This is a genomic window from Rhodococcus sp. NJ-530, from assembly GCF_003860625.1.
In the GTDB taxonomy this organism is placed as follows: domain Bacteria; phylum Actinomycetota; class Actinomycetes; order Mycobacteriales; family Mycobacteriaceae; genus Rhodococcus_F; species Rhodococcus_F qingshengii.
In genome coordinates this window covers 154590-173325 of sequence record NZ_CP034154.1, presented here as the reverse complement: position 1 = coordinate 173325, position 18736 = coordinate 154590, and the positions used below count along the sequence as shown (strand labels likewise).

20 protein-coding genes and 2 pseudogenes are annotated in these 18736 nt (G+C 61.7%); 12 read left to right on the top strand and 10 right to left on the bottom strand.

Translation table 11 applies throughout. The features are described 5' to 3' along the window. Window positions 1-21 precede the first annotated feature (21 nt). The 3 genes from EHW12_RS31200 to EHW12_RS31190 all read right to left on the bottom strand — a co-directional run bounded on the left by EHW12_RS31200 (window position 22) and on the right by EHW12_RS31190 (window position 2147). Complete coding sequence (locus EHW12_RS31200) at window positions 22-228, bottom strand: hypothetical protein (RefSeq protein WP_125053082.1); 207 nt, start codon at window positions 226-228, stop codon at window positions 22-24. Window positions 229-408: 180 nt separating this feature from the next. Next, on the bottom strand, window positions 409-849 hold the full coding sequence (locus EHW12_RS31195) for a hypothetical protein (RefSeq protein WP_047269150.1): 441 nt from the start codon (window positions 847-849) through the stop codon (window positions 409-411). After that, window positions 846-2147, bottom strand: a complete 1302-nt coding sequence (locus EHW12_RS31190; protein ID WP_125053080.1) for an AAA family ATPase — start codon at window positions 2145-2147, stop codon at window positions 846-848. The genes EHW12_RS31195 and EHW12_RS31190 overlap by 4 nt, the downstream gene beginning before the upstream one ends. 143 nt (window positions 2148-2290) lie before the next feature. On the opposite strand from EHW12_RS31190, the gene EHW12_RS31185 reads away from it, so the two are divergent. Next, a complete protein-coding gene (locus tag EHW12_RS31185) occupies window positions 2291-4069 on the top strand; it encodes a hypothetical protein (protein ID WP_047269148.1) in 1779 nt (592 codons plus the stop codon). Between the two features lie 123 nt (window positions 4070-4192). Here the strand turns inward: EHW12_RS31185 and EHW12_RS31180 are convergent, their stop codons facing one another. Both EHW12_RS31180 and EHW12_RS31175 read right to left on the bottom strand, forming a co-directional pair. Continuing rightward, on the bottom strand, window positions 4193-4636 hold the full coding sequence (locus EHW12_RS31180; RefSeq protein WP_058228438.1) for a hypothetical protein: 444 nt from the start codon (window positions 4634-4636) through the stop codon (window positions 4193-4195). Window positions 4637-4662: 26 nt separating this feature from the next. After that, the gene (locus tag EHW12_RS31175; RefSeq protein WP_047269146.1) at window positions 4663-5127 is read right to left on the bottom strand and encodes a hypothetical protein; all 465 of its coding nucleotides are present in this window, start codon (window positions 5125-5127) and stop codon (window positions 4663-4665) included. 126 nt (window positions 5128-5253) lie between these two features. Between EHW12_RS31175 and EHW12_RS31170 the strand changes: the two genes are divergently transcribed. Continuing rightward, the gene (locus tag EHW12_RS31170) at window positions 5254-5913 is read left to right on the top strand and encodes a hypothetical protein (RefSeq protein WP_047269145.1); all 660 of its coding nucleotides are present in this window, start codon (window positions 5254-5256) and stop codon (window positions 5911-5913) included. A 10-nt stretch (window positions 5914-5923) separates the two neighbouring features. Continuing rightward, window positions 5924-6934 carry a cytochrome gene (locus EHW12_RS31165; RefSeq protein ID WP_125053078.1) on the top strand — a complete coding sequence of 337 codons (1011 nt, stop codon included), beginning with the start codon at window positions 5924-5926 and terminating at the stop codon, window positions 6932-6934. On the opposite strand, the gene EHW12_RS31160 is transcribed toward EHW12_RS31165, so the two are convergent. The 3 genes and pseudogenes from EHW12_RS31160 to EHW12_RS35600 all read right to left on the bottom strand — a co-directional run. Continuing rightward, window positions 6855-7217 (bottom strand): pentapeptide repeat-containing protein, encoded by a 363-nt coding sequence (locus EHW12_RS31160; RefSeq protein WP_230691588.1) that lies wholly within the window; start codon window positions 7215-7217, stop codon window positions 6855-6857. The two genes, EHW12_RS31165 and EHW12_RS31160, sit on opposite strands and share 80 nt — an antisense overlap. 223 nt (window positions 7218-7440) lie before the next feature. Next, window positions 7441-7857, bottom strand: a complete 417-nt coding sequence (locus EHW12_RS35605; protein WP_223304386.1) for a hypothetical protein — start codon at window positions 7855-7857, stop codon at window positions 7441-7443. Window positions 7858-8166: 309 nt separating this feature from the next. After that, a pseudogene (locus EHW12_RS35600) lies at window positions 8167-8283 on the bottom strand (DUF2510 domain-containing protein); the annotation flags it as partial. Window positions 8284-8508: 225 nt separating this feature from the next. On the opposite strand from EHW12_RS35600, the pseudogene EHW12_RS35595 reads away from it, so the two are divergent. The 5 genes and pseudogenes from EHW12_RS35595 to EHW12_RS31135 form a co-directional block, all read left to right on the top strand. Next, window positions 8509-8640: pseudogene (locus EHW12_RS35595) on the top strand (DUF2510 domain-containing protein); the annotation flags it as partial. A 27-nt stretch (window positions 8641-8667) separates the two neighbouring features. Further along, a complete protein-coding gene (locus tag EHW12_RS31150) occupies window positions 8668-9036 on the top strand; it encodes a hypothetical protein (RefSeq protein WP_047269142.1) in 369 nt (122 codons plus the stop codon). Window positions 9037-9660: 624 nt separating this feature from the next. Beyond that, window positions 9661-10971, top strand: a complete 1311-nt coding sequence (locus tag EHW12_RS31145) for a beta-propeller fold lactonase family protein (RefSeq protein WP_230691582.1) — start codon at window positions 9661-9663, stop codon at window positions 10969-10971. Beyond that, on the top strand, window positions 10877-12778 hold the full coding sequence (locus EHW12_RS31140) for a zinc-ribbon domain-containing protein (RefSeq protein ID WP_346774240.1): 1902 nt from the start codon (window positions 10877-10879) through the stop codon (window positions 12776-12778). Before EHW12_RS31145 ends, EHW12_RS31140 begins: the two co-directional genes overlap by 95 nt. Before the next feature lie 292 nt (window positions 12779-13070). Further along, window positions 13071-13325: a hypothetical protein gene (locus EHW12_RS31135; protein WP_125053074.1), complete on the top strand. Its 255-nt coding sequence runs from the start codon at window positions 13071-13073 to the stop codon at window positions 13323-13325. 194 nt (window positions 13326-13519) lie between these two features. On the opposite strand, the gene EHW12_RS31130 is transcribed toward EHW12_RS31135, so the two are convergent. After that, window positions 13520-14194, bottom strand: a complete 675-nt coding sequence (locus EHW12_RS31130; RefSeq protein ID WP_125053072.1) for a hypothetical protein — start codon at window positions 14192-14194, stop codon at window positions 13520-13522. Between the two features lie 86 nt (window positions 14195-14280). On the opposite strand from EHW12_RS31130, the gene EHW12_RS31125 reads away from it, so the two are divergent. The 4 genes from EHW12_RS31125 (at window position 14281) to EHW12_RS31110 (ending at window position 17737) form a co-directional block, all read left to right on the top strand. Beyond that, entirely contained in the window at window positions 14281-15315 is a 1035-nt protein-coding gene (locus tag EHW12_RS31125; protein WP_125053069.1) for a hypothetical protein, read from the top strand. A gap of 100 nt (window positions 15316-15415) precedes the next feature. Beyond that, window positions 15416-15943 (top strand): hypothetical protein, encoded by a 528-nt coding sequence (locus EHW12_RS31120; protein ID WP_047269137.1) that lies wholly within the window; start codon window positions 15416-15418, stop codon window positions 15941-15943. Between the two features lie 259 nt (window positions 15944-16202). Continuing rightward, window positions 16203-16568 carry a hypothetical protein gene (locus EHW12_RS31115; RefSeq protein ID WP_125053067.1) on the top strand — a complete coding sequence of 122 codons (366 nt, stop codon included), beginning with the start codon at window positions 16203-16205 and terminating at the stop codon, window positions 16566-16568. Window positions 16569-16642: 74 nt separating this feature from the next. Continuing rightward, window positions 16643-17737: a hypothetical protein gene (locus EHW12_RS31110; protein ID WP_125053065.1), complete on the top strand. Its 1095-nt coding sequence runs from the start codon at window positions 16643-16645 to the stop codon at window positions 17735-17737. Window positions 17738-17947: 210 nt separating this feature from the next. Here the strand turns inward: EHW12_RS31110 and EHW12_RS31105 are convergent, their stop codons facing one another. Then, the gene (locus EHW12_RS31105) at window positions 17948-18487 is read right to left on the bottom strand and encodes a GIY-YIG nuclease family protein (protein WP_125053063.1); all 540 of its coding nucleotides are present in this window, start codon (window positions 18485-18487) and stop codon (window positions 17948-17950) included. Window positions 18488-18736 lie beyond the last annotated feature (249 nt).

Below are 18736 nucleotides of genomic sequence, written 5' to 3'. Positions count from 1 at the left end.
TCGCGGCGCGTGTGATTCGAGCTAGCTTCGTCCAGTGAACAGGCGCGATGCCAGCGGGGCAGCGCCGAGGAGACCCAAGAACAGTACGACCAAGGCGAAGATCAGGCCGAATTGCCACGGTTCCATTGTGTCGGAAAGGAACAGCCACCCGATCAGCGTTCCGATCGCGAAGCCGATCCCGCCAATCCCCGCGACGACCGTAAGAATTTTGGTGATTTCTTTGCTCATGCCTGTCATCCTCTCGTAGTTGGTTCCGGTCAGTGTGCCCTGATGGTCCGACATGGCCCGCGGTGTCGACGAGATCAGAAGGAGGCGCGAGATTTCATGGGGCTTAGGCGAGTCGACGTGATTCTGGTGGACGGCTGGCTGGTTCGACGCAAAGGCGCCGAAGGCGTTGTGGCGGGGTCACTAATCGCTGTGACCGAGGGAAAACCCGCGGATGCCAACGATCGGGCGAGCGAGAGCCGGGAACAATTGTGTTCCGTCAGCACGCACGGGCGAACCATTGACGTGCATGTGGAGGATGTTGGTCAGTGCCGCTCGAAGCCCGTGCTCGATGGATCGAGTCTTGCATCGGCGCCTCGACAGAGGAGCGAAGGCGACAACGGTGTTGCCGTGAACTGATGCCCCAGCCTCAGACTGCACGTCCGGGAGCCCGCACATGTCCCGGCGGAAGGCGTATTCGACAACTCTCAGAGTGTGCAGGACCAGTTCATCGTCCGGGATGTCGGCGAAGGTGACACCGAGAAGGTCAGCGGTGGTGTCGATGCCCGTGGTGTTCGTGCCGTCGAGACTGGTCAGCGGACCGCGGGCTCGCCACGTAGGCATGGGTACAGCGAGACTGCTCATGCTGCGCCTCCAAGCTGCAGAGGACGGACGTTGGGGATCGCGAAGGACGTCGAGACTGCGGTGGCGACCAATGTGGAAACATCTGGGTCGGGGCAGGCCGCGACAAGAGTGGCCGCGGCGAACTCGGCGCCCAGGCCGGCGTCGAGTAGCTTCTGCGCCGCTATCAGATCCGCCATCTGGGGTCTCCAGATCGGCCGGCCTCCGGTGGCGATGGATTGGTCATGCTGGGTGAGCAAGTTCCACCCCACTTTGATCAGGCGGGAGTCGATTCCGGCGGATTCTGCAACGTCGTAGTCGGTTTCAACGGTGACTTCGAAAGGGAAGCGTCGCTTGATTGCGTTGTCGAGTGGTCGGATGCCTCGTCCTTCCTCGTTGTATGTGATGACGAGACTGAATCCTGGAGCGGCGTGGACGGTCGGCAGGTCGGGGCGGTCGTCGATGACGAGTTGGGTGCGGGCATCAGCGACTGAGAGCAAGATGGCGATCGTCTCCGAAGGGGCCCGGTTGATTTCGTCGATGAGTAGAACTTTTCCGCACTTCATCGCGCGCAGCAATGGGCCGTCGCACCAGAGGAATGTGCCATCGGGTTGTGGTTGGTAGTGCCCGATGAGCGAGGACACTGACAGATCTCCGTGCCCTTGCACAGTGATCAGATCCTCTCCGAATGCCACCTCTGGGAGGGTGGTCTTACCTCCACCGGCAACCCCCTTGAGTCGAATATTCATGTAACCCCGCAGCTTTCGGAGTACCAGGTAATCCGGCTGGCCCGCGATGGTGCGTGGGAGGTAGCGGCGGCCGTCGGTGAGGAGAAGGCCGTCTCGGTCGGCTTCGGGGATCTCGATGATGATGCGATCAGCGAGGTCGGCACCGCTGCTGGCCTGCGCTGTACCGCGCAGGACCCGCTTGTCTGAGGTCAGCGCCTGCACCGCGACGTTGTAGGGGTCCGATTGTTCGGCCAACTCGAGCATGAACAGCGGTGGAAAGAAGTCCCTCGGATCCACCGGTGCGTCGCCTGGCACGCGAACAGTGCTGATCTGTGGAAATCGGATCACGCGGTTCGAGTGATCGGAATCTGAAGGGAAGAAGGTGTGGAAAGCGTCCGCGAACACAGTCGCGGCGGATTCCGGTGGCGTGGTGCTTTCTCGGACTACGAGTTGGCCCTCTTGGAAGTCGGACTCAGCCCCGAAGCCAGTGATCGTAGTCGAGGTATTGGTGAACGGGTCGCGGTAGGCGACGGTGGCGGTGACCTGCCCGTCTCCAGCCTGTACCGCCCAGGCCGCGAATGTCGCTTCGATCATGGAACCTTCCCTTTCTCAATTCTGTGTCGGAACTCAGACTCCCGGTACCGCGACATCGGTGCGGCACGACTGGTGTGCCGCGGAAACCTGCGCCAGTTGAGACAGTGACTTCGGAGCGAACGTCACCAGAGAGGTAACACGTCATGAATGCACCCGCCGCCCTGACGATGGACAACGAAGTACAGACCTTCACAGCCGACGCGTGGGGTCAGCTCTCCGTGCGAGTGGGTCGGTTCGTCGACGAGATCGCCGCCCGCCGGGATCTGATGACCGTTGTCGGAATCGCCGCAACCCCAGAACTGGCAGGCGGGCGCCCGGCCGGCGCGTACTCTCACACGACCGCCACCGTCACCATCGACGCAGCGCAAACACTCTCTCCCTCTGATGATCCGAACCAAATCGACCTTCGTGACTGCCGCGATCGCGCACGCTTCCCGGTCCTTACCGGAGTAGCTGTGCACGAAGCGGGCCATGCAGCTCACACCGTTCGGCGGGGGCGGCTATCGAAGGCCGTGGGGGCGTGGGCTGCGCTCCTCGAGGAACCACGAATGGAAGGGCGAGTCGTGGCGCGGCGCCCACAGGATCGGGTATGGCTGAGAAGTTCGGCTTCGCATCTGCTTGGAAGCTGCACAGCCAGTTCCGCATCCTCGGCAGCTCGGCTCCTGATCTTGGTGGGTGGTCGCATCGATGCCGGGGTGTATGACCGCTGCGATCTTCCGGATCTCGCGGAGGTAGCCGGGGAGTTCTTGACCGAGAAGCAAATCGGCATTGTTGTCGAGCAGACGCGTGTAGCGGTTGCTCTCGACGACGGTGACGTCGATGGGTTGGTGCGGTGCGCGGAGTCGATCGCCGCAGCGATTGTCGACGAGTTCGATGACGCGGACGTCGACAGCGAGGGCAGCGATGGCGATGACGGCGCTGGATGCAGCCCTCAACATGGAGCCAGCGAAGGCGCCGGCGACGAGATCGCCGCTTCAGGAAAGAACACCAGCCTCCGTGATGCTCTCGCAGCGATGGCCCGGCGTACCGCGGCGACCGCGCAGGCCGCCGAACACATCACTCCGCCATCGGCGGCTGCCGCCCGGGTAACCACAGCGGCGGAGAACCAGCGCCAGATGATCGCAGCAGCTGGACGCGTCGCCAGCACCGGGCGTCTTGCGCACAGCGTCAGAAGGCCAACCGACGGCGAGCTGGCACAGTCCCTCCGGCTGAACCGAGCGGTCGAGGCTGCACTCGACCGCGGTGAACGCACGCAACACATTCCGCAGGCTGTACCACCAGGACGCATGCGGATCCGTGAGCTGGCCCGCCGTGAGGGTCAGATCGCGGCGGGCATGATTCCGACTGCGACGCCCTGGTCTCGCACGCGCCGGACCGTCGTGGAAGCACCACCGTGGGCGGTCGGTATCGCGGTCGACGTCTCCCAGTCGATGGAACCGGTGCTCGAAATCTCCGCAGTGACTGCGTGGATGGTCAATCGGGCAGCAGTTGATCGAGGTGCGGCGGCCACGGTCGTGTGGAACGCGAAAGCAGCGAACCTGCCGGCCGAGAGTATCGGTGGCGCCGTGTATGTCCCGGAGGCCGGTGGCGTCAGCGACGGGCTTCCGGAGGCTCTGCTGGCCTTGGATTCTCGACTGCAGCTGACCTCGGGTGCCGGCACGAGACTCGTGGTTGTGATCACCGACGCGGATCTTCCGAATCTCGACGAGATCTACCATCAGGCAGAACAATTGGTTTCATCTCAGACCCGGATGCTGTGGCTGATCGCCGGGCAGATCAACGACGGACCGCCGGCGCATCTCATTGATCGTGTTGCCGGACTGCCGGGCGTGACGATAACCGAACTCGACGATCCGGCACGTGTCGCCGACATCGTCGGGGAGGCGCTTGTGGCATTGCTGGAATCTGAGTCATTTGCATGATCTGAAACCACGTCGGTCGGCGAACAGCTTCCAATCATCGGTGGCCGCGAATGTCGACGTAAGCGCTCAGCCTTCTGCAACACAGCACTATTGACCGTGCGCTACCGGACCAGCCGTACGACATCAACTTCCGGTGCGGATCTGTTCGATCATGTCCTGCGTTGCGTCTGCGACGTCGATGTAGGACTGGCCGTACGCACGCGGATCTGCAGCGGAGGGCTTCGCAGGTACGGCCAAGAGTCCGGATTGGATGTGCTCCCCAGTCCGCCGGACAACTTGTGCCGCACCTTCTACCGCGCCGCTCGGCATGTAGACCATCGTCGGATCCTGGGCAAACAACTCCGGGTGCTCGTCGACATCGGGCAGGGTGAATGTGAGAGAGGTAAGCAGTTCGGCGATCTCGCGAGGATCGAGCTCCGAAGCCGCCGGCACCCCGGATTCGAGGAGGACGCGGAGCGAGTCGGCGAGCTTGCTACGTAGCATCCCCATCGCGGCGTACCTGGCATAGATGTTGACCTGGTGCACGTCCGCAGACAGTCGATACTGCGGAAAAGTGGCTGTAGACATGGGAATCCCTCAATTCGGGTAGGAAGTCAGTAGGGGCCGGCCAGGTATGCGGAGTCAGGGGCCTTGTTGTTTTGATTGTTGATCAAGTCGGTCACCCAGCTCGCGCAATCGCGGTAACCGCCTGCATGAGCGGCGGGGGACTGATCGGGTTGATCGGGGACGCGGCATACACCGGCTTCGATGTTGCCGGCCGTTGCCAGCAACACATCTCGCGAGAAAATCAGGGCCGCAGTGGCTGAGTGGACCATCGGGATTTCACCGGTGAGAAAATGTCCGGACTCGCCAGAGGTTCTCATCTCGATCCAGGCGAACAGCTCGAGTGCCTCACTGATCTGTATCGGTTCCACTCCCGGGGCCGACCCGCCGGATTCAAGGACGATTCGCAAGGCCTGCGAGAGTGCGTGCTGCACGAGCCCGCTGTCAGCAGCGCTGATCACACAGTCGATGTCGCTCGCCGAAAAGGAGACCCGCGTCTGTGGAAACGTCTTCATGCCAACGAGTGTGCACTAGGGAGTTCCGGTGGCCGGCTGCATGCGCGCGTGCCCCGCCGGCGAGGGGCACCTCGTATACATGAAGGCACCGACAAGGTCTGTCGGACAAGGGAAGGACAAGTGAGCATGACGTACGACCGCGATACCGGCCCGCCTGCGGCCCGGGTGGACGAATTTACTGACGATCCGCAGTACCTTCCGCGGCGACAGACCACTGTCGCCACGCCAGTTCGGCCGCATCCGGGATACCGCTATCAGGCGCTACCCGCCACCGCCGCCTATGTTCCGGATGGCTCCTACCGGCTTGATCTCGATCGGGAACTCCTCATCCGTGAAGGCGTTGAGGTCGCGCGCATCGATTCGGCCGGCCACCACGACTGGACGACGAATGAGGAGAAGCAGGCATTCGACGTATGGGCGCATGATCTGCAGTGGATTCAGCAAGTCCCAGCGCACACGAGTCTGCCGACGCTGGGAATCGAGCTGCTCCGGCGTGAGGCTCGCGTCCACCGGTGGTGCGAAACCCAGTCCCAAACAATGTTGGTCTATGCGAGCGGGGACGACGTGAGGTGCGGCCGCTGGCGGGTGGAAGATTTTCTGAGAGCTGATCGACCCGACGACCTGGCTTTTCTCATCCGGGTGGATCCGAAGGCCGCCTACTTCTGGCAGGGCGGCCGCCGGCATCTGCTCGTCCCTGGCACGCCGGCGCTACTCGACGAGTATTCAGCAGGCGACGGTCTCGCTGCTGCAATGCCGGTGCCGCACAGTGTCGGAGCCTGGACTTAACTTCGCATCCATGACCACTCCCAAGCTCTCTCACCAAACCGCATGGGGCCGAATGTATGGCCGCTTTGTGGGCGACGAGCCTCAGGTGCCGTCGATTACGACTGTGCAAGGGATGGACGCCGATGATCTTCCCGACCCGTTCTCGAAACTTCCCGAGCTCGGGGTCCGGCCGCAGGGGAGCGCACTGGTGGGTTGGCGGGCCCGACTCGTTCAGGACGCGACCGCCGCATACCTGCGCAATGACGAAGAGACGCTGCGTAATCAGTTTCCCCATGTGATCGCAGCGAGGGAGAGAGCGGCAGCGAGATCGCGGAAGCCGGATGCGATAGCCCGTGCCGTGCGCGGTGCGATCGCTGCGACACCGGATGTCGTTGCAGACCAGGCAGCTCAACGAGGCGACCGCGTCCACAACCTCGCTGAACTACTGGGGGAATGGCAGCTCGGGAACATTGACCGATTCGAGGTTGACCAGGCGAGGGCGGACCTCGACGAGCACGGCGAGGGTGACTACGCGTCGGCGTTGATCGACTGGTGGATGCGGTGGAACGTAAAGGCCATCGCCAACGAGGTGACGGTATGGAATCACGGCATCGGCGTGGCCGGAACACTGGACACGATCCTCCGGATCGAAAACCACCTGTACATCGGTGACTTCAAGACGAAGTCCGATCGGGACGGACAGGCGAAACCGATGCAGCCCAAAGTCGGGACACAGTTGGTGAATGGGTTGCACGCGCAGGAATCTGTGGTCGATGCTGACCGCGGTGTGTGGACAGAATGGAAGTACTCGCGACCGGATGGCCTGGTGGCCATTGCAGTGTCCCCGACGGAAGTGGTTCCGAAGTTGATCAATCCTGAACGATACGAGCAGTTGTGGACGAAGTTCTGCAACAACCGCCGTGCTTGGCAGGACCATCACGACCTCGATATGCGGGACGTGCTCAAGCCCATCCGGCCCCCAGCTTCGGCTGCCCGGTGGCCCGACGACTTGCGCGTCGAGTTGCCACCGGTGGCGGCGTAGTCGGGTGCAGGTGTGTGAGCAAGAGCGGGCTGGCACCTGCGGGCTGATGGCGACGTTGCTCACGGACTTTGTATTGGAAGGTTGAGGAACGCTGTCGGAGATGGCTTCTCGCTGGTTCAGCGTGAGCGTGGAGATGGATCGCGCCGAAATCGGTCGGCCACCGGGTCGAATCGTCCCAGCAGACATTGTCGAGGTTCGCCCCCGTCAGGTCCGCTTCGAACAGATCAGCGCCGATCAGGATCGCACCGCTCAGGCCCGAATGCGCGAGGTTCGCGTGCCGCATGTAGGCGCCAGAAAAGTCCACTCCGGTCAGGTTCGTGCCGTACATGCTTGCGTTGTAAAGGTTGACATCAGAGGCATTCGCGCCGGAGGTGCCTGCTTGTTTCCACAACGGCCGAATCCTGTCGGTCTCGTACATGCAGCGGATGACGTGCAACTTTCGAATTCTTCGAAAGTTGCACGACCTTAATATGTTCCGGCTGGGTTCCCGAACTTTCCTGCGGGGGTTATCCGACGTCGAGGTTGATCCGCCATTTGTTGTCTGTGCGGTAGATCGTTGCAACGAGAACGACCTGCGATCCGGACTGCATGTCCATCGTGCATCTAGCGACATCTCCATCGCTGTAGGAGCGACTCGTCGGGCACGCGATCGTGCCGGTCAGCGCACCTGATGTAGCTGCCGGGCCAAGCTGTTCACGCATCATTGTCTGCAGCTCCGAACCGGACAGTGTCGGAGTACTCGATTGCTGCGTCATGAATCCGGCAAGGATCATCGCTGCCACCAGTACGATCGAGCCTCCGGCCAGCATGGTCTTCCGGTGCAAGCGAGCGCCCTCACTCGGGCCGCGGGAGTCGTTCTCGGCGTATTGCCGAGAACGTACGAATAGGAAATATCCAAGTGCAGCAGTAAGGGCCGGGGCCACGACGAAATTCCCGACTATCGTCCCGCGGTCCGTGAAACCGAGGAGACGATAAATGCCGAACACAGTCGCAGTGGTAAAGAGCAACAGGAACCCGAGGGCCACCAGCTCTATGACCAACCGTCCGCGGGTCCGTTTCGGCGCCTCGGCAGGTCTCGTCGCCGACGTACTTGTGATGCTGCTTGGTGCAGGTTGCTCGGTGTTCCACAGATGCTGAAAATCAGTTGGTCGAGTTGACTTATTTTGGAGAGGCTGCGGCGACTGTGTTGCCGGAAAACCTACAGATGTGGAGGTGTTCGACGGTGTCGCTGGCGGCGGGGCCCACTGATCGGTCCAGTTCTGACCGTCCCACCAACGAAGAGACGGCGATTGAGGTACTGGATACCATCCAGGCTGCGGACTGGATGGTCCGTGGGAGTTTTCAGGCACCGGTAGATGCTAAATGTCGATTTTGCGTAACCATGACTATTCAGTATGTCGACAAACTCACAAGTTGAACTGTTAACAGATGTGCCAAAAATTCGATCACCAGTAGCGGATATGGATTGAGATTCTTAGCTAAGTCTTCGTTTGATCCGTCATCTCACCTCTTGCGGACGAATGAGGTTCATCGACTTACCGATGTGCGATAGTTGTCCAACCTACTACCACTGAATGGGGACAATCGCGTTGTCTAGTTGGCCTGACACAGCGACAGGATCACCGCTCCCGCCGCCAGGTTGGTACCCCGACGACTCCACCCAGTCGATGCGATGGTGGGACGGCCAGGCATGGACCGATCATCGCGCCCCGCAGTCACCAATCATCCAGCCTGTGAACCGCAATGGCTGGCTACACGCGTTCAAGAACCTATTTGCAAACCTGTGGCGTGAACAGGCAACTCGCTGGTGGCTGATAGTTGTCGCCGCAGCCATTGTGGTGGGATGCACCGCTCTGATCATTGCGAATGTTGTGAACCAACGTGACGAAATCTCCTATAGCGAGGGCGCTCGACACGGCGAACGCTACGCAGCGACCGTAATGGGATTCTCCAGAGCCGGTGCGAGCGGTGGGGTAACCAAGGGTGATATCGAAAGTGCGTGCACTTCATATGGAAATCAAGTCGCTGAAACGTATGGGTACGACGCGGAGGACTACGCAGACGGATGCTTCGACAGGGCCTACGAAATCCTATCGAACTGACGCCTCCCCGAGTTCAGTTTGGATTAGTCGTTCTCACCACCTTCATCGGGATCCGAAAAAGCTTCCAGGAGTGAGGGTCCAGGATGTCGACGAACCACATGGCTTCACAGAGCGCCTTCTCGCAGTTTGAGCCTGAGGGGCGAGGCTAAAGTCGGCGACCATGACGAGGGGTAAACGTCAATGGCTCCGAATCCCTGCACTGGGCACTGTCCGGTAGTGCACAAGACATCAGGCCAGTAGGGCGAACAGCGTCGACATTCAGAGGTGGACAATCCAGTCGGTAGTTGTCTCAACTTCTCCAAAGCACAGGTGTGTCACAAGATCTCGCATCGCCTGTTCTGCCTATCGTTAGGCGATGGTTGCAGGAGGAAACGCTGTGCCCCGAGTGTTTCAGGCTCCGACCCTTAGAACTATCGGAGTGGGTGTCGATTTGCGGCGAAGATTAGCGAAGCGCGACGCTAGTTTGACTGCCACCGAACATCCGGGACTGTCGGTGACGTGTTTCCGGCGGGGCAATCGGTTTCGGGGCGGATGACCGTTATGTTATTTTCTGGTACCCCGCGTCGCTTGTGGGTTGCTGCGCGCCCCACGGGTGCGGTCCGCACCTGGAAGGACGCAGTTTCTATGACCGTTGTCGATCGATCACGTCTGCCGATGCGGCGGATGCGACTGTTTCTGGGTGCGGCCGTGGCCGTGGCCGCAGCGCTCTCTATCTCGGTGGTGCCGGCGTCAGCGGACACCGTCACCGCGACCGTCCCGGTCGGCACGAATCCGACCGGGGTGGCGATCACCCCGAACGGGAACCATGCCTACATCACCAACGGGAACAGTGACACGGTGTCGGTGCTCGACACCACCACCAACACCGTCACCGCGACCGTCCCGGTCGGCTCGGGTCCGACCGGGGTGGCGATCACCCCGGACAGTGGCCGCGCCTACATCACCAATTACTTCGGCGGCACGGTGTCGGTGCTCGACACCACCACCAACACCGTCACCGCGACCGTCCCGGTCGGCACGACTCCGCTCGGGGTGGCGATCACCCCCGACGGCACCCGCGCCTACATCACCACTTTCTCCGGCGGCACGGTGTTGGTGCTCGACACCACCACCAACACCGTCATCGCGACCGTCCCGGTCGGCGTCGGCACGACTCCGGTCGGGGTGGCGATCACCCCCGACGGCACCCGCGCCTACGTCACCAACCTCGGCGGCGACTCGGTGTCGGTGATCGACACTGCCACCAACACCGTCATCGCGACCGTCCCGGTCGGCTCGGCTCCATACGGGGTGGCGATCACCCCGAACGGGAACCACGCCTACATCACCAACCAGCTCAGCAACTCGGTGTCGGTGCTCGACACCACCACCAACACCGTCATCGCAACCGTCCCGGTCGGCTCGGCTCCATACGGGGTGGCGATCACCCCCGACGGTGACCGCGCCTACGTCACCAACGCCGGTAGTAACTCGGTGTCGGTGATCGACACCACCACCAACACCGTCACCGCGACCGTCCCGGTCGGCACGATTCCGCGCGGGGCGGCGATCACCCCAGACGGGAACCACGCCTACATCACCGACCTCGGAAGCAGCACGGTGTCGGTGATCGCGATCGAGCAGCCGCCCACCCTCACCGGAACCCCACCCGCCGGGATCGTCGGCCAGTCCTACAATCACACCTTCACCGCCACCGGGCGACCCGCCCCCACCGTGACCGCAACCGCCGGCGCCCTGCCCGACGGACTCACCCTCACCCCGACCGGAGTGCTCTCCGGAACCCCCACGGTCGCTGGTCGATTCGAGTTCACCCTCATCGCCTCCAACGGCGTCGGTGACGATGCCGTTCTGCCGGTGGTTCTCGAGATCACCGACACCACCCCGACCCCGACCGGCTCGCTCGGCTCCTTCGGTTCGGCGACCTGGACCTCCTGACCCCAGCACCACACATGCCCGGTGGCCGCCCACCCCTACCCGGGGTGGGCGGCCACCGTCGTTCATACCGACAGGACAGCAGAAACAGGACGCGGCCCGGCATCACACCGGAAGGGCGGTTCGACCGGAGTCCGTCATGGTGAAGCAGCGTGTCCTGCTGATCCCCGCTACATCTCGACAGTGGGCGGTAGAAGATGGTCCGATGAAGTCACCCTTGTCGCGGTCCCACCCAGACCTCAGCGCGCAATGGCATCCGACAAAGAACGGCAGCCGCACCCCCGATCTGGTGACTCTCGGATCCAGCGTGAAAGTTTGGTGGATGTGCGCTCATCAACACGAATGGGAAGACACCCCTAATCACCGCACGAGCCGCGGGAGTGGTTGCCCCTACTGCGCGGGTCGACGAATCTTGGCTGGGTTCAACGACGTAGCCCACACCCACGCCCACCTTGCTCGTGAATGGCACCCCACCAAAAATGGTGAGCTGACCCCAGACACCCTGACGGCGGGGTCGGAAAAGTCCGTCTGGTGGAGAGATGAGTTGGGTCATGAGTGGCAGGCGCGGGTGAACAATCGTGCGAACGGAACAGGCTGTCCGTACTGCTCGAACAATGCGGTTCTGCCCGGCTTCAACGATCTGGCAACCGAAAACCCTGTCGTTGCGGCCCAATGGCATCTCGACCGCAACCACGATCTCCGGCCGACCTCGGTGGCGGCGCAATCGAACCGTAAAGTGTGGTGGCAGTGCGGGCTTGGGCACCAATGGCAGTCGACCGTCAACAACCGGACGTCAAACGGCCAAGGTTGCCCCGTCTGTGCCGGCCAAAAAGTGTTGGCGGGCTTCAACGATCTGGGTACCACCGATCCCGCGCTCGCAGCCGAGTGGCACCCGACGCTCAACGCACCCTTGTCCCCGGCGAATGTGTTTCGGAGTACGGCGAAACGATTCTGGTGGAGGGATCTCCTCGGCCATGAGTGGCAGGCCAGCGCAAGTGAGCGATCGGCTGGAAATGGCTGTCCGTTCTGCTCGGGCCAACGCATTCTGGCGGGCTTCAACGACCTCGCAGCGAGAAACCCGATGTTGGCCGCTGAATGGCATCCGCGGCTCAACGGAGCCAGGACACCCGAGATGGTGACGTTGATGAACGGGACGAAGGCGTGGTGGAGGTGCGAGGCTGAACACGAGTGGGAAGCGCGGATCGCGAGCAGAGCATCCGGGGCCGGTTGCCCGGCGTGCGCGGGACAGACCGTCTTGGCAGGGATCAACGATCTGGCCTCCCGAAGCCCGACGGTCGCGGCAAGCTGGCATCCCACTCGTAACGGTAGTGCGACACCTGAGAACACTGCGGTGTTCTCGAATCGAAAAGCCTGGTTCAGATGCGCGCGGGGCCACGAGTGGCTCTCGACAGTGAACAACAGAACCCATGGTCAAGACTGTCCCGAGTGCTCCGAGAAGGGAGGATTCAATCCGGGAAGGCCGGGATACCTGTACTTCCTCAGTCATGCCGTGCTCGGTGCCCACAAGGTCGGGATCACGAGTGTGGGGACCAATCGCCTTGACAAGTTTCAGCTGAGCGGGTGGCAGGTCATCCACCTTGAGCTCTTCTCGCGCGGGTCAGATGCTGCAATTGTTGAGCGGGCAATCAAGCGTTGGTGGCGAAGTGATCTCAACCTTCCTGTGTGGCTGGGTCCGTCCGAGATGGCGCAGACTGGCGGGTGGTCAGAGACCATCTCCGCGGACGAGCTGACGACATTCGAGTGCATTCTGCGAATTCAGCATGAACGGACCCTCCTGCAAGGTAGATGAATTCCTCATCGAAACGCCGCGCCGTCAGAACCGACAAGTGAACGGTGAGTGGCGATTATCCGGCAGCTCTCGCGGCTGACACCTGCTTGCGACGGAGACGACGAGAGACTGTGTAGTCAAACACGTAGAAAGCGCGCACGCCCGGTACAACGTGCCGCAACACCGGAACCGCCAGGAATATCGTCATCTCATTCAACGGCAGTGCACAGCTGCAGTACGCGAATGCGACTCCGCGATAGGCGCTACCGACCTGGCCGGCGCCGAAACGCCCCAAGACTGAGAAGAGACGCGCATGAATCCACATCGGAAGTACTTCAAACTCAAAATGGTGGGGTCATACGCGATCGTCATGTTCCTACTGGGAACCTTCGTCTCGACTGCGCTCACGTCAACCAAGGGCGACGGATCCGCCGCATCGCCGTTGTCGTCGCTGAGTCCGTGGATATGGGGATTGATCTGCGGCACTATCGGGCTGGTTCTGGCGGGTATCGGGCCGGCGATCAGCGCGCTTCGGCGAGCATCAGCTGGCCGCGAAAACGAGCTGTGAGAAGCACCAGCGGCCTGTGCGTTCGAGGCACATCACGCACAGGTGAACATCGACGCAGAACGCAATCGTTGCAAGGGGAAATCGCCGCGGAAGCTCGAATCAGCAAAGTGCCTACCGCAACAACTCCCACCGAATCAAGTCCTCGCGTTAGGAGGCACACTGAGGTCGGAATCGCCGAGAGTTCCGACCTGCGTTCAGTACGTCGACGCCACATCCAAGTCATGCAACGTCGCCGCCACAACGTCACCGAGCGTGTACTCACCGTCAACGGTGTGGTGATAGGTGCCGTGGCCGTTGTTCTCGGCGATCGGCAGCAGCTCGGACTGGGACAGCTGATCGAGCAGATCACACAGCAGTGCATGAGTTCGGACCGGGATTTGCAGCATCTCCATCGGCGGCTGAGTGACCAGATGGCGAGCGAGTTCCAGCGACAATTCCTGGACCCGCTGACGGGCGTCGAGAGCCGTTCCCCGAAGCGTTGCGAGATCGCCGCCGTAGTCGGCCATCCCCAGGCTGACCAACTCTATGAACTCCTCGACCGAGGCGGCCGCGCGTACCAACTCGATGAGCGTTGCGGCGGTTTGCGCGAGAGTGTGCGCAGAGACCAACACCACCCCAGAAGCTGTACCGTCGCAAGGATTTTCCATCGCCAGGATCGTCGGAGCGAGGCTGTCCGCCCATCGCTCCGCTGCCGCTTCCGTGATTGTTTCGCTGGCCGCATGTTCACTGATACCGGCAGTTTCGGCGACCAACGTGAGCATGTTGGATACGAAGGCCTCGACGACATCGCGCCGAACGACGATGTTGCGGTCTTGCAAGATTTCACACAGCAGAGTCGTTTGTGTGGCGTGCCAGTTCGTCGTATCCATGGGCACGATCATGGACTACGCGTTTCGGGTGTTCCTGCCCATAGATTTCACGAGAACACTTCACTGCCCAAGAAAGGTGCACGATCATGACTGCTACCTCAACCGATACTGATCGACCCTGGGAGTGCTCACGCGAGGCAGCTTTGGCGGTAAGCAGACTCGACGCGGCGACGGCGTGGATGCGCACGGACATGGCCGCGGTCATGCGGTTGTTCGTCGAACAACAAAACGCATATAGCTGGTGGACCACAACGCAGAACATCTCTGAGCCCAACGCCGACATGCTCCGGCAGTGGATCCAGTACTTCTACGGACTGAGCGTCGACGACGTAGGCATCGACGCTGACGACGAGCTCAGCGGCCCGGCGCAACTGATGCGGAAAGTTTTGCGGACCCGCGCACAGTCGTTGCGGTACTCGACCATCTACCTCGTCACACCGGAAGTCGTGGAGTCATTGGCTACGCTCGCTCACACGCGTACCTACCGGCAGGGCTTGTCTGACCTCCGGTGCGTGCCGACGGCAAAGGGGCACATCGTGCTGCCTCGAAGCATCGAATGCCGTCGCGGCGAGGGGGAGGGCAGTGTGGGAGCGAACCTGACGGAAAGCCTGTCCTATCTACAAGCAACACCGCGTCCTGACCCGATTCGCGCGCTCTCATGGAATCTCGACGACACCGCCGGCAGGCTGGTTGTGCGGATTGCGGACTGGATTGTCACCGGCGACATCGGTGGCGAGGACGGTACTGACATCGACAGGCAGGTTGCGGCCGCCGTCCGTGACAATGTGGGCGAGACTGCAATGCCCGAGATGGTGTGGACCAACGAATGGGCTTGCACATTGCCGAATTCCGGTGTGCTGCCGACTATGATCGCGCGAGGCAGGCTGCAGGACGCTGCTAGGGACGTCGCAGCACCGGGGTTCGTACGGTGGGATCCATCGACCGTTTACGACGACACCGACGGGCAGTTCATGGTGAGGCTCACGCAAGCGGTGTGGGATGCGGTGACTGCCGGACTGCTGACGGCGCACCAGTTGACGGCTCCGCAGTGGTACGGCCAACAGTCCGGGATCGGGGAGGACATCGTTGTGTTGGCCGCGCCGGGATCCGAGTGTCGCTGACGCCGTTGAAGTTCGGTCGAACCCGTTGGGGTGCCGCATCTGTCGAGTGGATTGGAGATCGTGAGGGAGTCATTTTCCCCGAGCGAGAAACGAGGCCACCATGTCAATCACCTTTGCACCCGAGATGAGCGAGATCGTTGGATACCGCCTGACCGATCAGATGGGTGGCCGCAGCGAACGCATCGGTGACTACGATTCTGCGATAGCGGCTTTGGAGGACATGCAGCGCACTGGCGCATTGTTGCCGGGGTGCACTGATCCGGAGGAAGCCCGCATCTGGGGCCCTCAGCTCGAGATCGAGACTGCCGACAGCGGCGAGGAACCGTCTGCGAACTTCTCGAACCACAATGCTGTGCGCCTGCTGGAGTTGTTGGGTTTTGCGTCCGGGAACGGTGACGACGCGGTCGAATCGAGTGGAGAATGCCCGGCAGAGGACTTTCTAGGCCGGGTCATGGTGGCGCAAGCGATCGCGCCTTCCGACGAGGGCGTGCCGGCGTATGAGATGGCTGGCACTCCTCGGTGGATTGAAGGGGGTCGACGCGCCGGGTACACCGAGTCCGCGCTCGATTCGCTTCGTGAGGTGGCGGAGTGGGCGTTGAAATCGGAGCGCGCTGTCTGCTGGGGCTGATCGTCCGGGAACCTTCTTTCGGGGGTTCCACCTCAGTCTGGGAAACGAGGGCTGTCCGGATTGTCGCGACGTGGGTTGGGCTGAGATGGTCCGGATCGGTGATCGAGTGTGCCGCGCCTGAAACGGGTCTCGCTCATCGTTGGCTGAGTTCGATTCCCATCATCGAGAGGCAGCTGAAATGACGTCGACCCCCTGCTCACCCAACTTCCCGCTCCCAATGCTGGCGGCAGCGATGACGACAGCGTGTGAGGACTGTGGGATGGATATGGTTCGACATTGGAACCTCTCCGGTACGGACTTCGTGTGGCTGGACACCGATGGCCGCAGCGTCGGGGGCACGTCCCCGATTCCAGGGGTGACGACAATCAGTGAGCTGCTCGTCTACCTGCTCAAGCATGACCGAATCGCGCTGTACTCCGATCTTTCAGCACGTTTTCCTTCGGGACTCGGTGTGCTGCCTTGGGAGCACCGACATCGGCCGGCGCCGACGTCGCCCCACATTCCGGCTGCCATGGTCCCCGAGTGCTGCGTAATGCCGATGCAACTGGTGCGGGACGGGTGGCGATGCAGGATCGCTCACACTGTCTTTCAACATGATTCGGCCAGCCTCCCAGTGTCCGCCTGACACCAATGCGTAGCTGCCCCGTCGGCACTGAACACTAGGATTCATCACTACACAGCAGAATGGAGATGTTCTTGATGAGCACGACACCATCGAACGACCCGTCACCGCGTTTCCTCCCGGCCGGCGCGGTGAACGACGCTGTGGTTTCCCCGGCCGAGGTCGAGGATCTTCTCTCTGACATCACTGAATACGACCCGGCAGCCAATATGCGACTTGCGGAGCTGGAACAGTTCGACTCGAACTCGATCACACCGGAGCTCGCACGAAAGCGAGACGCACGCCGACAGGCCGGGCTCGATGGCTACTACGACTTGCCTCCGGGCTCCGGTCAGGAAACTGCATTCGTCATGTTGGGGATGGCCGCGATTGCTTTTGTGCTTCTTGGGCTGGCAGTAATCGGAGTGCTCGCCACCACTGAGGATTCGAACATCTATGGGCTGGCGATTCCGTTCGCCATTCCAGCTGGATTCGCGCTGGTGGGGGGTGTGGCTGCTGTACGTGCAGTACGGCAGCCGCTCCGTGTGACACGCGAAGAGCGTGCGCAGCTTCGCAAGGCCCACAGGCGAACAGGATTCGAAGCAGTCGGTAACGGAGAGGACTGCGGGGACGCGCAGAAGATTGCGTACCTTGCGGATCATGTCATTGCTGATATCGGCAAGAGTGCAGCATGGAAATCGAGACTTCTCGACGAGCACCGAATTCGGCTTGACCTAGATCGAGAACTGTACGAAATCGTTAGCAGCGCTGCGATACTCGGCAAGCAAATGCGTGCGAACGCTGTAGACCGGGACATCCTCGGTGGAGATGGACCCGACGCGGAACGTCTTCTGCAGGCGGTCAAGCGCAATGCTGGGTTGATCAGTGAAATGCGAGCGAGTTTGGTGCGCAGGGTCGCCGCACTGCTCGCATACCGTAACGAGCTCGCCCCGTTGGATCGACTGATCAAACAGATGCAGGCACTTGATCAGCTCGAGCAGCAGGAGGCAGGCCTCCAGGAGGCGTACACCCAGATCACGCTAAATGAGATGGCTACTTCCGAGACCACGCGAATGTCCGATGAACTCACGGCGCTGCGCGCCAACCTAACCGCGCAGATCGAGTACTTGCGCACGAATGTCATCAACAATCCGTTACTCAGCACAGGACTCAGCCTGACTGACGGGCTCTGACTCCGTCATGACCGCACCCCTCGAACACCTGAAATGCAGTGTGTGTGGGAGGAATGGAGCTGTCTCGAAGAGATCAAAATTTTTCGGTGATGGGAACTGCTCAGGTTGCACAACTCGACGGTGGCAGGGAGGCCGATGCGGCCTGTTGAGGCGGAAGGCGATCTGTCCACATTCGATAGCGGGCTGGGCGCATTGTCGTGTCCGGGCGAGTCAGACACTGGCGGAGTAGGCCGCGCGTGCGGCCTCTATCACGGCACGGGCAGGTCCGCTGGCATGAGCAACATTGAGCGGTGGTGACCACTGCTCAATCACGGTGGCTTCGACCGCGGCCGGTGAGGGGTGCTGGCACCAGGTCAATCGTAGATGGGTGTGCATCCAGGCAGTCAGTCGAATCTCGTCCTCGTCGACGAGGACGACGCGATCAGTGCGTCGGGTCCGGTAGTGCTCGGTATCGAGGAGCAACCCGGCGAGGGTGCGGCGGAGGGTGGATGATCCGCTGCGGCGCAGATGATTACTGATAATCCGCCGGCGCAGGTTCGTGGCGAGACCGATGTAGAGCAGCCGTATCCCGGCGTTGGTCGGGTGTGTGGGCCCCGGGAGCTGAGAGAACACCTCCGGCGCCGCCCACCACGCGTAAAGGCCCGGTGCCGCGGGCAGCATGGATAGGTCCTCGAGCGCGCGACTAGAGCTACTGAGCGCGGTGATCGTATCGGCTGCATCGTGCGGCGCCGTGGGATGCGGGGATTGCATAGCGAGCAGTCTGCCTCGCCACGCAGACACTCAGCGCGACAAACAGGAACTGTCGCCGATGAGGGCAGGGTCGTGTGGAGCAAGCTGTCAGCCTCGTCGGCACGGTGCATGCAAAGTGATGAAGGCATCGCGCACCGGGCGGACGCTGTCCGTGAACTGGACCCGAAGCGCGAGAGCGGTGGTGGGTGCGCGTCAGTGCGGCGACCGGATAGAGAGCTACGGGGTCTCGGTGGGCCAGCGCGTGTTGGA

What these genes read in the sequence shown, in the direction of transcription:
- EHW12_RS31200 (WP_125053082.1), bottom strand. Translation starts at nt 228, where the DNA reads ATGAGCAAAGAAATCACCAAAATTCTTACGGTCGTCGCGGGGATTGGC.
- EHW12_RS31195 (WP_047269150.1), bottom strand. Translation starts at nt 849, where the DNA reads ATGAGCAGTCTCGCTGTACCCATGCCTACGTGGCGAGCCCGCGGTCCG.
- EHW12_RS31190 (WP_125053080.1), bottom strand. Translation starts at nt 2,147, where the DNA reads ATGATCGAAGCGACATTCGCGGCCTGGGCGGTACAGGCTGGAGACGGG.
- EHW12_RS31185 (WP_047269148.1), top strand. Translation starts at nt 2,291, where the DNA reads ATGAATGCACCCGCCGCCCTGACGATGGACAACGAAGTACAGACCTTC.
- EHW12_RS31180 (WP_058228438.1), bottom strand. Translation starts at nt 4,636, where the DNA reads ATGTCTACAGCCACTTTTCCGCAGTATCGACTGTCTGCGGACGTGCAC.
- EHW12_RS31175 (WP_047269146.1), bottom strand. Translation starts at nt 5,127, where the DNA reads ATGAAGACGTTTCCACAGACGCGGGTCTCCTTTTCGGCGAGCGACATC.
- EHW12_RS31170 (WP_047269145.1), top strand. Translation starts at nt 5,254, where the DNA reads ATGACGTACGACCGCGATACCGGCCCGCCTGCGGCCCGGGTGGACGAA.
- EHW12_RS31165 (WP_125053078.1), top strand. Translation starts at nt 5,924, where the DNA reads ATGACCACTCCCAAGCTCTCTCACCAAACCGCATGGGGCCGAATGTAT.
- EHW12_RS31160 (WP_230691588.1), bottom strand. Translation starts at nt 7,217, where the DNA reads ATGCGGCACGCGAACCTCGCGCATTCGGGCCTGAGCGGTGCGATCCTG.
- EHW12_RS31145 (WP_230691582.1), top strand. Translation starts at nt 9,661, where the DNA reads ATGACCGTTGTCGATCGATCACGTCTGCCGATGCGGCGGATGCGACTG.
- EHW12_RS31140 (WP_346774240.1), top strand. Translation starts at nt 10,877, where the DNA reads ATGCCGTTCTGCCGGTGGTTCTCGAGATCACCGACACCACCCCGACCC.
- EHW12_RS31135 (WP_125053074.1), top strand. Translation starts at nt 13,071, where the DNA reads ATGAATCCACATCGGAAGTACTTCAAACTCAAAATGGTGGGGTCATAC.
- EHW12_RS31130 (WP_125053072.1), bottom strand. Translation starts at nt 14,194, where the DNA reads ATGGATACGACGAACTGGCACGCCACACAAACGACTCTGCTGTGTGAA.
- EHW12_RS31125 (WP_125053069.1), top strand. Translation starts at nt 14,281, where the DNA reads ATGACTGCTACCTCAACCGATACTGATCGACCCTGGGAGTGCTCACGC.
- EHW12_RS31120 (WP_047269137.1), top strand. Translation starts at nt 15,416, where the DNA reads ATGTCAATCACCTTTGCACCCGAGATGAGCGAGATCGTTGGATACCGC.
- EHW12_RS31115 (WP_125053067.1), top strand. Translation starts at nt 16,203, where the DNA reads ATGGATATGGTTCGACATTGGAACCTCTCCGGTACGGACTTCGTGTGG.
- EHW12_RS31110 (WP_125053065.1), top strand. Translation starts at nt 16,643, where the DNA reads ATGAGCACGACACCATCGAACGACCCGTCACCGCGTTTCCTCCCGGCC.
- EHW12_RS31105 (WP_125053063.1), bottom strand. Translation starts at nt 18,487, where the DNA reads ATGCAATCCCCGCATCCCACGGCGCCGCACGATGCAGCCGATACGATC.